Source organism: Halomonas colorata, from assembly GCF_014897985.1.
Lineage (GTDB): Bacteria > Pseudomonadota > Gammaproteobacteria > Pseudomonadales > Halomonadaceae > Vreelandella > Vreelandella colorata.
This window is the reverse complement of sequence record NZ_JABUZA010000031.1, coordinates 1-12970: the sequence shown is the minus strand read 5'-3', so window position 1 is coordinate 12970 and position 12970 is coordinate 1. Positions and strand designations below refer to the sequence as shown.

12 protein-coding genes and 1 pseudogene are annotated in these 12970 nt (G+C 52.3%); 11 read left to right on the top strand and 2 right to left on the bottom strand.

What is annotated here, in order from left to right; all coding sequences use genetic code 11:
• Positions 1–103: 103 nt before the first annotated feature.
• Positions 104–1006, top strand: coding sequence for a LysR family transcriptional regulator (locus INT33_RS14625; protein WP_193092263.1), 903 nt, complete (start codon positions 104–106; stop codon positions 1004–1006).
• A 39-nt stretch (positions 1007–1045) separates the two neighbouring features.
• On the opposite strand, the gene INT33_RS14620 is transcribed toward INT33_RS14625, so the two are convergent.
• On the bottom strand, positions 1046–2476 hold the full coding sequence (locus tag INT33_RS14620) for a YfcC family protein (protein WP_193092262.1): 1431 nt from the start codon (positions 2474–2476) through the stop codon (positions 1046–1048).
• A 468-nt stretch (positions 2477–2944) separates the two neighbouring features.
• Between INT33_RS14620 and INT33_RS14615 the strand changes: the two genes are divergently transcribed.
• The 9 genes from INT33_RS14615 (at position 2945) to INT33_RS14575 (ending at position 11725) form a co-directional block, all read left to right on the top strand.
• Positions 2945–3346, top strand: a complete 402-nt coding sequence (locus tag INT33_RS14615) for a DUF2784 domain-containing protein (RefSeq protein ID WP_193092261.1) — start codon at positions 2945–2947, stop codon at positions 3344–3346.
• A gap of 161 nt (positions 3347–3507) precedes the next feature.
• A complete protein-coding gene (locus INT33_RS14610) occupies positions 3508–4821 on the top strand; it encodes a S8 family serine peptidase (protein WP_193092260.1) in 1314 nt (437 codons plus the stop codon).
• A gap of 13 nt (positions 4822–4834) precedes the next feature.
• Entirely contained in the window at positions 4835–5074 is a 240-nt protein-coding gene (locus INT33_RS14605) for a hypothetical protein (RefSeq protein WP_192538217.1), read from the top strand.
• Between the two features lie 288 nt (positions 5075–5362).
• On the top strand, positions 5363–5881 hold the full coding sequence (locus INT33_RS14600; protein WP_192538218.1) for an MgtC/SapB family protein: 519 nt from the start codon (positions 5363–5365) through the stop codon (positions 5879–5881).
• A gap of 196 nt (positions 5882–6077) precedes the next feature.
• On the top strand, positions 6078–6797 hold the full coding sequence (locus tag INT33_RS14595) for a ZIP family metal transporter (protein WP_193092259.1): 720 nt from the start codon (positions 6078–6080) through the stop codon (positions 6795–6797).
• A gap of 162 nt (positions 6798–6959) precedes the next feature.
• Positions 6960–8267 carry a DUF945 family protein gene (locus INT33_RS14590; protein WP_193092258.1) on the top strand — a complete coding sequence of 436 codons (1308 nt, stop codon included), beginning with the start codon at positions 6960–6962 and terminating at the stop codon, positions 8265–8267.
• A gap of 131 nt (positions 8268–8398) precedes the next feature.
• Positions 8399–9097: a DUF3592 domain-containing protein gene (locus INT33_RS14585; protein WP_193092257.1), complete on the top strand. Its 699-nt coding sequence runs from the start codon at positions 8399–8401 to the stop codon at positions 9095–9097.
• A 59-nt stretch (positions 9098–9156) separates the two neighbouring features.
• On the top strand, positions 9157–9750 hold the full coding sequence (locus INT33_RS14580; protein ID WP_193092256.1) for a LemA family protein: 594 nt from the start codon (positions 9157–9159) through the stop codon (positions 9748–9750).
• Positions 9751–9781: 31 nt separating this feature from the next.
• Positions 9782–11725, top strand: a complete 1944-nt coding sequence (locus tag INT33_RS14575; protein ID WP_193092255.1) for a M48 family metallopeptidase — start codon at positions 9782–9784, stop codon at positions 11723–11725.
• Between the two features lie 140 nt (positions 11726–11865).
• On the opposite strand, the gene INT33_RS14570 is transcribed toward INT33_RS14575, so the two are convergent.
• A complete protein-coding gene (locus tag INT33_RS14570) occupies positions 11866–12561 on the bottom strand; it encodes an FMN-dependent NADH-azoreductase (RefSeq protein WP_192538224.1) in 696 nt (231 codons plus the stop codon).
• Positions 12562–12678: 117 nt separating this feature from the next.
• On the opposite strand from INT33_RS14570, the pseudogene INT33_RS14565 reads away from it, so the two are divergent.
• Positions 12679–12861 (top strand): annotated as a pseudogene (locus INT33_RS14565) (LysR family transcriptional regulator); the annotation flags it as partial.
• Positions 12862–12970: the final 109 nt, after the last annotated feature.

Here is a 12970-nt window from a genome sequence, read left to right as displayed (position 1 = left end):
TATCTCAAATAGTCTTTCTAATTATTGGAAGCCGTGTTCACGTTCAACCTGCGCTAATGCCTGCCGGTTGCGCCTGTCAGTAACGGATAAGCCAGGAGGCAATATGCAGGAACTCAACTTGCGCTATTTTCATAGCGTAGCCAAAACCGGCTCGCTTTCTGCTGCCGCGGAAGAGCTGCACGTTGCCGTCTCGGCGGTGAGCCGCCAGATCACTAATCTTGAGCAGCGCCTGAGCCTTAAACTGTTCGACCGCCAGCCCCGGGGTATGCAACTGACCGAAGCGGGCAGGCTGCTGCAAGCCTATGCGCTGCGTAACCAGCTGGAGGTGGAAAGCGTTATCACCCAGATGCAGGATGTCACCACACGCCAGCAGCGTAAAATCAGCGTTGCCTGCCCGGATGGCATGGCTTGGCACTTTCTACCCAGCGTCATTTCAGGGTTTATCAGCCACTATCCCGATACCCGATTTGATCTGCAGGTAGTTGATTCAGTACGCGCTTCAGAGCTTGTAAAAGAAGGAGCGGCGGATATCGCCCTGACGTTCAGCCTCTCGCCGGATATCGGCATCCAGGTGGTTTCCAGCCATAGCGCAGCGATTGGCGCGCTGATGTCACAACATCATCCGCTGGCTGATAGGGAAGCCCTTTATGTGGAAGACCTAAGCCACTATCCGCTGACCATGTCACTGAACGGCTCGACCATGCGCTATCTATTCGATGTGGCATGCAGCCTGTCGGGCATCAAGGTCCACCCCAGTTTTTCCTGCGATTCACTAGGTGCCACTTACACCATGGTATGCGAGCATCCGAACATGATTGGCCTGTGTAGTGCCGTCGCGGTCAGTGGTAAAACGCACAGTGAAGGCCTGGTGTTGAAACCGCTTCAGGAACCGCAGCTATCGTTAAGAAGCCTTCAGGTACAAGTGATGGCAGAGCGCCATATGCCTGAGCATATCGACGCTTTTTTAACCTTTCTTGAAGCGCGGCTGAAGGCGGCCTGTTTGTAGTGGCGTGCCGCCTTCGCCGTCTGAGTTACCAGTGGCTCTTTAGAAAGGGCCGTAATTGATGCCCACGGCTACCGCCACGAACACGCCACCGGTCACGATCCAGATCGCGACCAGGGGCAGGGCAAACTTGAACCATTCGACGTAAGAGATCCGCGCGATGGCAAGGCAGGCCATCAGCGTGCCGGAAAGCGGGGTGATGATATTGGTGACTGCATCGCCCAGTTTGAAGGTAATGAAGGTGGCCTGGCGGGTAACTTCCAGCATATCGCCAATCGGCACCATGATGGGCATGACGATCGCCGCCTGGCCGGTTCCGGAAGTGATCAGCCCGTTGAAGACCAGGTTGAACACGTAGAGAAGCTCCATCGCAACGATCTTGCCGTGGCCATCCAGCGAGGTGGCCACGCTGTGCACCAGAGTGTCGATCAACTGAGCCTGTTTCAGCAGCACGATGACTGCCGCCGCCACGCCGACTACCAGCGCACCGTACATCACTTCACCTGCGCCGTTCATCAGGCGTTTGATAAAGGCGTTGGGTGAGATCCGCCCGATGAACGCTGTGACGATACCCAGCATGATGAAGGTGGCGGAAAGCTGAGGAATACCCCAGTCCCGATTGAAGGCGCCGAACAGGAAGAAGCCGATGGCCAGGGGGAACAGTGCCAGCACCAGCTTATGGGTAAGGGTAAAGGTCGGGTAGGCATCCAGTTGGCTATCGTGGCCCGCGCTTTCGAATGCCTCGGCGCCCATCACGCTTAAGCTTGGATCTTGCTTGATACGCTTGGCGTAGCGGCAGATGTAAGCGGCGGTAATCGCCAGGAAGACTACAAAGATCGCCGCGCGGTACATGAAGCCTGAAAACAGCGGAAGCTCGGCAATGGTCTGGCCGGTGACGGTCACGGTGGGGTCGAACACGCCAGCGCCAAAACCGGCGTAGGAGCCCAGAAAGATGATGGCGACCCCAACGATAGGATCAAGCTTCATCGAGCGGGCCAGAATCAGACCGATAGGAATAAACGCGATCGCCAGGTTGGCCCCCACGCCCACCGAGGCAAGCGTTGCAAAGGTGGCGCAATAGACGAAGATAAGCAGGTTCTGCCGACCTTGCGCCAAATTGAGCAAACGGTAAATCCCCGCGCTAATCGCCCCGGTAGACTCGATGACTTTCAGCACGCCACCCACGATCAGGATAAGAAAGACCAGCGTGGACGCCGCTACCAGCCCGTTATGGATGGCGGTGAACAGATCCATGACGTTTAGCGGCGCAGCCTCGATGTAGCGAAAGCTGTCGGTGGCCACCTGGGTCAGGCCGTTGGCGGTACTGCGCTCATAGGTGCCGGCAGGAATGATATAGGAGGCCAGCAAGACCAGGATCATGAAGCCGAATAGGATGATAAACACATCCGGCATGGGCAGCTTTTTCTTGACTCGCGTAGCACCTGCCTCGCCTGGGGTGGTCTTTGAGGACATGAGGATCTCCACTTTCAGAGGATTGTCATTTTAATGGTTACGGCTTGCGTAGAGAGGCGTATTTAGGGCGCGTTTTGGCCGGTCATAGTGCCAGATCTTGCGTCGTTAACATGCGTCGTCAATACGCTTGTGAACGGCTTTGCCATTGTATGGTTGTTTGAAAATCAAGCTACCAAGGAAGCCACAGGCGGACAATTGTAAATAAAACAAATGTGCTTTCTATTTTCGGCAAGGAGAGGGGCTGCATGATCGCGTTGCAATAAATGATGGGCATTACGCTATCCTGATGAGTTATTACGCAAGCGCCCCTTGAGGAAAGCTGGCCGACACTACACTGACGTTATCAAAGGTAGATGCACACAAAGCGAACAATATTGGCTGTGTGCGTTCGCTAAGGTCACATCGATGAGATACTTTGATCGCTCTACCATCATTTTTACCTCACGCGCTTAATGATTCAGGAGGGATATGACCCCTTCATTTCTTTTACTCCTGGCCGACTCGATATTAGTCGTTCATGTGCTGTTCGTTGCTTTTGTCGTCTTGGGGTTGCTGGCTATTTATGCGGGCTATTTTTTAAGGTGGCAGTGGGTGCGCAACAAAACGTTTCGTATCTTACATTTGTCCGCCATTGGGTACGTGGTGATGCAGTCCTGGTTGGGCGTCGTTTGCCCACTCACCACGTGGGAAATGACATTGAGAGCAGAGGCTGGTACAGCAACCTATGCTGGCTCTTTCATTCAGCACTGGTTGCAGCACCTGCTTTACTACACCGCTCCAGAGTGGGTATTTGTTGTGGTGTATACGGTGTTCGGCAGCTTGGTAGCCGCCAGTTGGTTGGTCGTGCGACCCAACCGACGCGTTCACTGAACGTCGCGCAGTGCCTGTTTTCAGTGAAAGTGTGTGGAACGCTAGCCGTAAACCACTTTTTGTTTGAGAGGCTTTAACTATTTGAAATCTATCTGGCGAAGATCAATAGGTACGTTAAGCTGAAAACAATGCTTTAACGCTCAACGGAAAAGGGGCCTGGGATGGCTAAAAAACCTCAAGGTAGTAGCAGTACGTCTTCTGGCGAACGCGGGGCAAATGCTTCGGTTTCGTGTGGCACCGAAAAACTTTTGTTGGCAGCACTGGCGCGCGGAAGTTGCTGCCTTGAAACCGGGCGCTTTTTGATCAGTTATCGTGAAGGACGAGTGGAAGAGGGGATCAAGTCGCTCAAGGCTCAAAACTTTCGGGTGGCCGACGCGCGTGACTTTGCTGACCAAGCCGTCAGTTTGGAAGAAGCTGGTGATGCGGAGGCGATGGTGTTTCCGGAGCTTGGGGTTGCGCTGGTTGGCGGTGATGCCTTACAGCTGCATGGGATGAGTATCAATGATCCTATCTCAGCGGATAGCCCCATAGAAATTATTGAGCCCGAGTATTTTGCCTTCTCGGAAAATTCAGAGTACCTACGCGGTTTTTTGCGTGCCGCAAGTACGATTGCTCGTGATCTTGGCGCTGATTTTGACCTGGATGAAGCCCAAAACACGCTTGAGCCTGGCGAGCTTGAGGCGACATGGGGGTTGATTCAATGCAACGTTTTACAGAGCCGATGGAGTGGGGCTGGCATTAAAGTGGCTGTGCTGGATACCGGAATGGATCTTGGCCATCCTGACTTTGTGGACAGAGAGTTTATTACCCGCTCATTCGCCGGGGAGCCGGTTCAGGATATCAATGGTCACGGTACGCACTGTATCGGTACGGCCTGTGGCCCCAAAATGCCTCTCGAAAGCGCGCCACGCTACGGTATCGCATTCGATTCGCAGGTGCTCGTTGGCAAGGTGCTCACCAACTCGGGTAGCAGTACGGGGGCGGGGGTGCTTGCCGGCATGAATTGGGCCATCGCCAATCGCTGCGAAGTCATCTCAATGTCGTTGGGTAGCCAAAGCCCCGTGCAAGCCGCCTACACCCACGCTGGCGCGGCGGCACTGCGTAAAGACTGCCTGATTATTGCCGCTGCAGGAAACTCCTCTACCCATACGGGAGCGCCTGCCAACTCACCTACTATCATGTCGGTTGCGTCGATCGACGCTAACTTGAAGCCCTCAAGCTTTTCTAACGCAGGCAAAATCGAAATTGCCGCGCCTGGGGGCGATATTTTTTCATCCTGGCCCCGGCCGGTACATCATAAAACGATTAGCGGAACCAGCATGGCGACGCCCCACGTTGCAGGCTGTGCCGCACTCTGGGCAGAGTCCGATGCCTCGCTGCGGGGTATGAAGCTCTGGCAGCGGTTACTGGATTCTGCAAAGCCCTTACCGTCCTCCGATTCCCGCGTCGGGGCCGGGTTGGTACAAGCACCCTAATCGAGGATGATCGATGCCGATGATAGCGCTTTGGATAATTACTATTTCTGAAGATCAATCGATCAATGAAATAGCCTCGCGCCTTAGCGATGAAGGCCTCACCATTAGAGATGTGCTTGAGGAAATTGGGTGTATTACCGGGTCTGCAGATGATGTTACCGCTGAGCGGCTTAAAAAGATTGAAGGGGTGGTGGATATCGCCCCTGACATGCAGCTCAATATAGGCCCGCCAGGTGCTGATGAGACCTGGTAACTCCTCAAGCCATTGTTGGGGCTAGCAAAAAACTGCGTGTCTCAGGCTTAAGGTGGGCCTAAGCTTACGCGTAGCGGGGCATTTTTTTTCAGGTCTTAATCAATGAGCAGGACGAAACGGATCGTAATAGGAGCGACCCAATCTCCGCCGCTGCCAAGCGCGAATTTAAGGTGATGATGCAGAAAAATCGATACTGCCACCATTAAGGCGGCACTTCACGGTTGCAGCAGATTGTTAAAAGAGCCGGAAGCTGCCCATTAAGAATGTGTTGACTACAGGGCCGAAGCAATGGAGTTTGTGCGCACAATCGTTATATCTGAATTTTCTGATTTTAATGATCTGGGTGAATTTATAATTGTGGTCGTTCGGTTGCTAATGGCTGCTTTACTGGGCGGTCTCTTGGGACTTGAGCGTGAACAGAGCGGCAAGCCGGCTGGAATACGTACTCACATGCTTGTATGTATGGGGGCGGCGGTCTTTGTATTAATTCCGCAGCAAGCAGGCATTTCTGATGCGGACATGAGCCGAGTCATCCAAGGGGTGGTTAGCGGGATTGGGTTTCTATGTGCTGGCAGCATCATCACCCGTCAGAATGACTTGTTTGCTACAGGACTTACTACCGCGGCCGGTATTTGGTTTACAGCAGCTATAGGAATGGCCGTTGGCCTCGGGCGCGAGCAAACGGCAGTGGTGTGTACATTGCTGGCTTGGGTAGTGCTTTACGTGGTGCCATTCTTTTCGCGTACCATCACCAAGAAAAAGGCTGAGCGGCCAGAATCGAATGAAGATAGCCCTGGTATGAAATGACGTTGTTTTATCAAATATGCAACATCAGTAGAATAAAATGTTAATCGTGATTCGGCATTGGCGGATGCGGTGGGGTAATGGATAGTATGCCTTGCTCGCACCACCTCTTGCAGAGCATCCAAGCGTAAATCCACTGCGAAAGCTCCAGTATGAAATGCCGAACACACCAATGCACAAAAGGTTTATCTAACATCATATGGCTGAAATTACGTATATCCTTCTTTTATCGTTAATGGCAGGTGCCGCTATGCCTGCTGGTGCATTATTGGCGAAGTTTGATCTGGTCCACCCTTCTTTTTTAGGCTCTGCCTGGCGACATTTTATAGTCGCCTTTGGCGGTGGCGCGCTCGTTTCAGCGGTTGCCTTGGTATTAGTGCCGGAGGGTGCTAGCAAACTGCCTCTTATACCAGCGGCCTTATGTTTTGCAGCTGGTGGAGCATGTTTTTACTTATTGGATACCTATTTAAATAAGCTTAATAGCTCGGTAGGCCAGCTGGTAGCTATGTTGTCCGATTTTATCCCAGAGGCTATTGCTTTGGGTGCTGCCTTTGCTGTAGGAGAAGGTACCGGGCTATTGCTCGCGATGTTAATGGTTTTACAAAACTTACCTGAAGGCTTTAATGCTTATGAAGAGTTAAATAGTAGTGCTCAACTATCTTCCAACAAGATCGTATTGGCATTTAGTGGTTTAGCATTAGTAGGCCCTATTTCGGCGGCAACCGGTTATTATATTCTGGCGCAGTATGATGTGCTGATGGGGGCGTTAATGTTGTTCGCTAGCGCGGGAATTTTATATCTCGTTTTTCAAGATATTGCACCTGAGTCAAAAATCGAACGTCAAGGTATGCCTGCGATAGGCGCTGTGGCTGGATTTATGCTTGGCTTAATTGGCAACATGATGCTTCTTGCTAACTAATAGCGCCCAGAGCAATGTTTAGAAAGTTCGTTTTATTAGAAGTCTTACTTACTCCCCGACATAGGGGGTATTTCGCTAACGCTTTCTATAACGCTAAATTAGCAGTGGCTTTTATTTTTAAATGCAGGATAATTAATAATTATTGTTATTAAGGATCCTAATATGCCTGCTACTAAAACATTAATTTTGACTGCTGCTGGCGTTGTAGTACTCGGGGCAGGGGGATATCTAGGCGCCCAGGCGGTAGTGGGTAATGAGGTTGAAAAAGCGCTCACCCAAACCTTTGCGCAGCTGGATGATTCTGTTTCCTGGTACGCAAGCGACGTCATGATCGATAAATCGTTGCTCAATACAACGGCGACAGCAACGATCGGTATGGAAGGTATTGAACACGCCAATGCCCAGGTAAACCTGCTGGTGGATCACGGCATTATCAATAGCCCGATTACCGGCACGATTCATCCCAACGAGCAGTTTCTAAGCGGGGACATCGACGTTGATCTGGTCGCTACTCGCAGCTCCGTCACGGGACAGCTGACGGCTGGTTCGTTAAGCGGTGTTGAGCTCGACGGCACTCTGCACGACTTGGTAGTGGACCTTGACCTTGAAGATGAAGAGGTTTGGAAGGTAAACGGTCAGGCGCGTGAAATTGTCGTCAATAACGAGAATGACTCATTTCGGATTGTTTCGCCGCGCTTTGAAAACAACTCCCAGAAAGCGTCTAATCTGATACATCAACGCCTGGAAATACCCAAAATTGAGTTTTTAGCGCAGGGCATCAATGTATATATGGATGGCGTTGAGCTAGAAGCCGAGTCTGAATCCGTGGGTGAGAGCCAGATCGTCAATTCAGGCGGACGTTTCAAGGTAGCCGATATTGGCGCCGACGGCACCTCAATGGGTAGCTTGTCACTTGATATGGATGCCAAGAGCTGGGATATGCCAGCATTTCAAGCGCTCCAGGAAGCCTATGCACCATTGCAAGCCATGCGTGCAGAGTATGGAGAGGCCGGCGTACGCGGCGATGAGCAGGAAGAGCGTGAACTGCTGATCCAGGCTATCGAAAGTGGCTATGATGTACTGATTGCAAGCCCCTCAATCGCGTTCCAGCCGCTGGAAGCGCACGTTACGCTGCCTATGCTGGGTATCGATTTTAATCCCCGCATTACGGCGGATATCCGCTTTGATGGTGAAGAACTTTCCAAGGAGGCGCTATACAGCGCTTCATGGGACAACCGTTTGCCGTTACCCAATCAGCTTCAGGCATCGCAAGATGTTATGAGCACACTGGAGGCACAAGAATACCTTCAAAATCGCTTGAGCCTGGATATCAGCGTAACCACGCCGCCTCAGATGGTTCTTTCACTCATTCCCATGCCTTATGCCCTGTTAATCGATCCGGACGTTGAAGAGCAGACGCTGCTCTGGCAAGACGGCGTCCTGACTGTTAATGGTGAAGAGGTGATGTAAGTAAGGCTTGAATCATAAGCACTACGCCACATGGAGTGGCGTAGTGCTAATTTGGTGACGCTGAAGCGGGTAAGCAAGTCGCACCAAGTAACCAGGAACGAGCCAATATATTTCTATTTAAAGGACTAAATATGCGTGTCATTGCCATCGTAAAGTATCTGACGCTTATTGTGGGTCTGGGACTTCTCATCGGCGCTTTCTATTTTTATCAAAGTTCAAGCAGTTTTCTTGATGGGGCCGTCACTACTGAAGGCACGGTAATTGAGCTTGTAAGGTCCCGCTCAGAAGACTCGATTACTTACCGACCCGTTGTTCAATTTACGTCCCAGAATAATTCAACCATAGAGTTTCTATCAACGACGGGGAGTAACCCGCCCAGCTATTCGCCAGGCCAGCGCGTTGAGGTTATGTACGACCCGAGTAACCCAGTCAATGCCAAGCTTAAAAGCTTTTTCTCGTTATGGGGCGCGCCGCTTATCGTGGGCGGATTGGGAGCCTTGTTTTTCCTAACGGGTATCGCCGGCTTTTTTGTACCCGGATTGAATACGCGCAGTTATAAAGCATTGAAGGATAACGGACTGCGTATCGATACCCAATATCAGGGCGTTGAGCGTAATTCGGTGCTTTCGGTCAATGGAAAACATCCTTATCAGGTTATAACGCAGTGGTTGAATCCCGCTACCATGCAAGTACATGTGTTTAAAAGCCAGAACATCTGGTTTGATCCTTCGCCTTATATCAATACGGATACGATTGCTGTCTTTATTGAGCAGAATGATCCCCAGAAATATCACATGGATATAGATTTTTTACCTCAACTCGCCAAGTAAAAATGTTAGGCCGTGATACGTTATAGTTTCTATTTTATTAACCACAGGAAGGATCAATTATGGTTTTAACTATCATTATCGTGGCGATAATAGCGGTTATCGCGTTCTACCTTATCGGTGTGTACAACCGACTTGTCTCACTACGAAACCGTTTTCAAAACGCCTTTGCTCAAATTGAAGTGCAGCTAAAGCGCCGTCACGACTTGATACCGAACCTGGTCGAAACCGCCAAAGGGTATCTCAGCCACGAACGCGAAACGTTGCAGTCGGTCATTGAGGCGCGTAATTCAGCGGCGGCGGGGCTCAAAGCGGCGGCTGCCAATCCAGGGAGCGCTAAAGCGATGGCCGAACTGGGCGGGGCAGAAGGTGCGCTAAGCCAGGCGATGGGGCGGCTTAATGTGGTGATGGAAGCCTACCCGGATCTCAAGGCATCTGAAAACATGCAGCAGTTGTCGGAAGAGCTTACCAGCACGGAAAACAAGGTGGCTTTTGCCCGCCAGGCGTTCAACGACTCTGTCATGCAATACAACACCTACCGCCAAAGCTTTCCCCCGGTGGCCGTGGCTGGCATGTTGGGGCATGGCGAGGATGCTTCTTTCCTCGAATTTGAGGACAGCGCCCAGATTCAGTCAGCGCCCAAGATTTCATTTTGAGGTCTGCGTGAACCTACAGGGATAGATGTGCATGGATTTCTTTACGGCTCAGGACCACGCTCGGCGTAAAACCGGGCAGCTGGTGGTTTTATTGATAGCGGCGGTAATAGCGCTGATAGCGGTCACCACCGTAGTGATCGCTATCGTCATCCATTTTATGCGAGATGACCGAGGTAGCGTGACAGCGGACAGCCTGCTGGCCGCGCTATCTCCAGAACTGGTAGCCGTGGTTGCGCTTGGCGTGGTGGCGTTCGTGAGTATCGGCGGGCTTTTCAAACGCTCTCAGCTGCGTCGCGGCGGCGGTAAAGTGGTGGCCGAGGCGCTGGGTGGGCGAGAAATCAATCCCAACACCGAAAACGCTAACGAGCGCCGTATTCTCAACGTAGTGGAAGAGATGGCAATTGCCTCGGGCATGCCTGTTCCGTCTGTTTATCTACTTCAAGAGACGGGTATCAACGCTTTTGCCGCCGGTTTTGATACCAGTGATGCCGTGATAGGTATCACGCAAGGGGCGATCAATCACTTAAGTCGCGAGGAGCTACAAGGCGTGGTGGCCCATGAGTTTAGCCATATTCTGCATGGCGACATGCGCTTGAATATGCGTTTGATCAGCGTACTTCACGGTGTGCTTCTGATCGGCCTTTTAGGCTATATCCTGCTGCGCAGTACGACATCACGAGGGCGTTCCGTCCGGCGCAACAATCAAAATAATAAAGGCGCTGTCGTCGTACTTGCCCTTGGCGTTGCCCTGGCCGTCATCGGCTATGCGGGCACGTTTTTTGGCAACTGGATCAAGGCAGCAGTTAGTCGCCAGCGAGAGTACCTGGCCGATGCCTCCGCCGTTCAATACACGCGTAACCCTAACGGCATCGGCCAAGCGTTAATCAAGATAGGCTCCCATACGCAGGGGGCCAGAATCGAGGCCTCCCAAGCGAGCGAATATAGCCACCTATTTTTTGGCCAGGGCATGAAGCTTGGTTTCACTCGTTTATTGGCAACCCATCCGCCCATCCGTCAGCGCATCACACGCGTTATGCCGGGCTGGAACGGCGAGTTTAACGCATCGTTCAGCGCGCCTGCTGTTAGCGATGTGGCAAATGCTGGCGATAAGTCAGTGGTTGGCTTTGCAGACATTCCCTCCGTTCACTCCAGCGCAGCAACCATGACCGGTGCCTCGGCCCAGGCCGCAATTGCTTCCATGGGCCAACCCGGCCCGCGCCATTTGGCTAATGCAAAAGCTACCCTTGATGCGCTACCGGCGCGGATCAGGCGGGCAACTCAGGATCCTTACGCAGTGCGCGCATTAATGTACGCACTGTTGCTGAGCCAGGATATTGAGGTGCGTAAGCAGCAGTTGGCATCACTTCAGCAGGTAGCCTTACCCGATGTGTATCGTGAAGTCATGAGTCATGCGGGTGAGGTATTAATGCTTAGAGACCAGCTTCGCCTGCCGTTAATGGAATTGGCGTTGCCTGCCTTAAAAAACCTGTCGGTGGATCAGGCCACGCATTTTCGCCAATGTATGGTAGAGCTGATCAATGCAGATAGTAAGGTCAGCCTGTTTGAATGGACCCTGTATCACTGGCTGGTTCATCACTTGGGCCTAGGCAAGAAAGATAGTGGTGCTGCTGTTCGTAAGTTGAGCGATCTACAGCCAGAGTGCCAGCTGCTGCTCAACGTGCTGGCCAGGGCAGGGCAGAGTGATCCTGACAAGATAAACGCCGCGCTGGATGCCGCTGAAAAAGAGCTGCCGTTTGCTTTAAGCGTAAAAAGCGAGGTCCCCGATATCAAGTCGCTGGGCCCCGCGGTAAGTCGCTTGCGCCGCTTACGGCCTCAGCAAAAGCCTGCTGTTCTGCAGGCCATGGCGCGCTGTATCGAGCATAGCGAGCAAATAAAACCCGCAGAGGCCGAGCTGTTTCGCGTCATCGCCGATATGCTGGAATGCCCCATGCCGCCACTGTTGATAGAGGGATGAGCAGTCGAGAGTGCTCAGCGTTTTGTTCTAAGCCATAAATGATCGTGTCTGAGCAATATCCTGAGAAGTATTGACGGTGCGGATTCAATAGATATTGGTTTCCGCACCTGATAATACGGCTAGCTAAAATAATCGTGCCATTATGCCGGTTCGGTGGAGGAGTTCAGTGCCACCTGCAACTCCTTCACCAGCCGCTCGACCTGGTGTCGCGCGCTTGCAATCGATCCAGCCAGCACTTCGCCACCTACTTCCTGCCCCTCAATGGCGATAGTATGAATACGGGTAATGCCGACAAACTCAAGCGCTGACGCCAGGTGTGGTTCCAGGTGATTCATGTGCGCCATCTCTTCGCCCGGTGCCATGTTCGTACCGCCCCTGGCCGCGAGAACAACGGCGTGTCTTTCTCGGTCGTTAAGCTTGGGTATGTAAGGGTCGTGCGGACTGTTCTTATCGACACCCACCGTTCGCTCGGCGCGGACTATCTGGTCGACCCACGCCTTGAGCGCGGCAGGCATGCCGAAGTTGTATAGCGGCGTGCCTATGACCACGATATCCGAGGCAATCAGTTCATCCACCAACGCATCGCTTTCTTTCAGCGCCTGCTTCATCCACGGATCGCGCTGCTCTTCAGGTGTAAAAGCTGACGCGACCCAGTCATGGCTGATAAAGGAGGGCGGGTGCTGGCCTATATCTCGATAGGTCACCGCGTCCTGCGGACTATGTTGCTGCCACTGACTGACGAAGTGGTGCGACAGCTGACGGCTGTGCGAGCCATGATGATCTGTTCCCGCAATGCCGGGGCGGGCGCTGGCGTCGATATGTAAAATATGCAGCATGGGTAGCCTCCTATTGAGCTTAACTCATCTATGCTTAACAACAGCGTCAGATTAAGGCGCCTAATATGACGTCACAAACGATCATTTCTTGCTGATATAGATGAGTAAAATTCATTCATGAGCTCCCGACGATTACCCTCGCTTTCGGCACTTCGCGCTTTTGAAGCGGCTGCCCGCCATGAAAGTGCTAAGCAGGCAGCACTAGAACTTTCAGTTACCGCCACCGCCATTAGCCATCAGGTTCGTGGGCTTGAAGAGGCGCTGGGTATTGCGCTGTTTGTGCGTAGACCCAGGCAGCTTGAATGTAAGCGCGCCACTAACCACATCTAGTCAAGCATTTCTCAGGTAGGTAAGGTTTCTTTCCAGTGCCAGGGCAACAGTGCACTGAGATCGTCTTCGTTCAGCGTCG

Bases quoted from the DNA above. Each gene is read 5' to 3' on its own strand.
- INT33_RS14625 (WP_193092263.1), top strand. From the start codon at position 104: ATGCAGGAACTCAACTTGCGCTATTTTCATAGCGTAGCCAAAACCGGC.
- INT33_RS14620 (WP_193092262.1), bottom strand. From the start codon at position 2,476: ATGTCCTCAAAGACCACCCCAGGCGAGGCAGGTGCTACGCGAGTCAAG.
- INT33_RS14615 (WP_193092261.1), top strand. From the start codon at position 2,945: ATGACCCCTTCATTTCTTTTACTCCTGGCCGACTCGATATTAGTCGTT.
- INT33_RS14610 (WP_193092260.1), top strand. From the start codon at position 3,508: ATGGCTAAAAAACCTCAAGGTAGTAGCAGTACGTCTTCTGGCGAACGC.
- INT33_RS14605 (WP_192538217.1), top strand. From the start codon at position 4,835: ATGCCGATGATAGCGCTTTGGATAATTACTATTTCTGAAGATCAATCG.
- INT33_RS14600 (WP_192538218.1), top strand. From the start codon at position 5,363: ATGGAGTTTGTGCGCACAATCGTTATATCTGAATTTTCTGATTTTAAT.
- INT33_RS14595 (WP_193092259.1), top strand. From the start codon at position 6,078: ATGGCTGAAATTACGTATATCCTTCTTTTATCGTTAATGGCAGGTGCC.
- INT33_RS14590 (WP_193092258.1), top strand. From the start codon at position 6,960: ATGCCTGCTACTAAAACATTAATTTTGACTGCTGCTGGCGTTGTAGTA.
- INT33_RS14585 (WP_193092257.1), top strand. From the start codon at position 8,399: ATGCGTGTCATTGCCATCGTAAAGTATCTGACGCTTATTGTGGGTCTG.
- INT33_RS14580 (WP_193092256.1), top strand. From the start codon at position 9,157: ATGGTTTTAACTATCATTATCGTGGCGATAATAGCGGTTATCGCGTTC.
- INT33_RS14575 (WP_193092255.1), top strand. From the start codon at position 9,782: ATGGATTTCTTTACGGCTCAGGACCACGCTCGGCGTAAAACCGGGCAG.
- INT33_RS14570 (WP_192538224.1), bottom strand. From the start codon at position 12,561: ATGCTGCATATTTTACATATCGACGCCAGCGCCCGCCCCGGCATTGCG.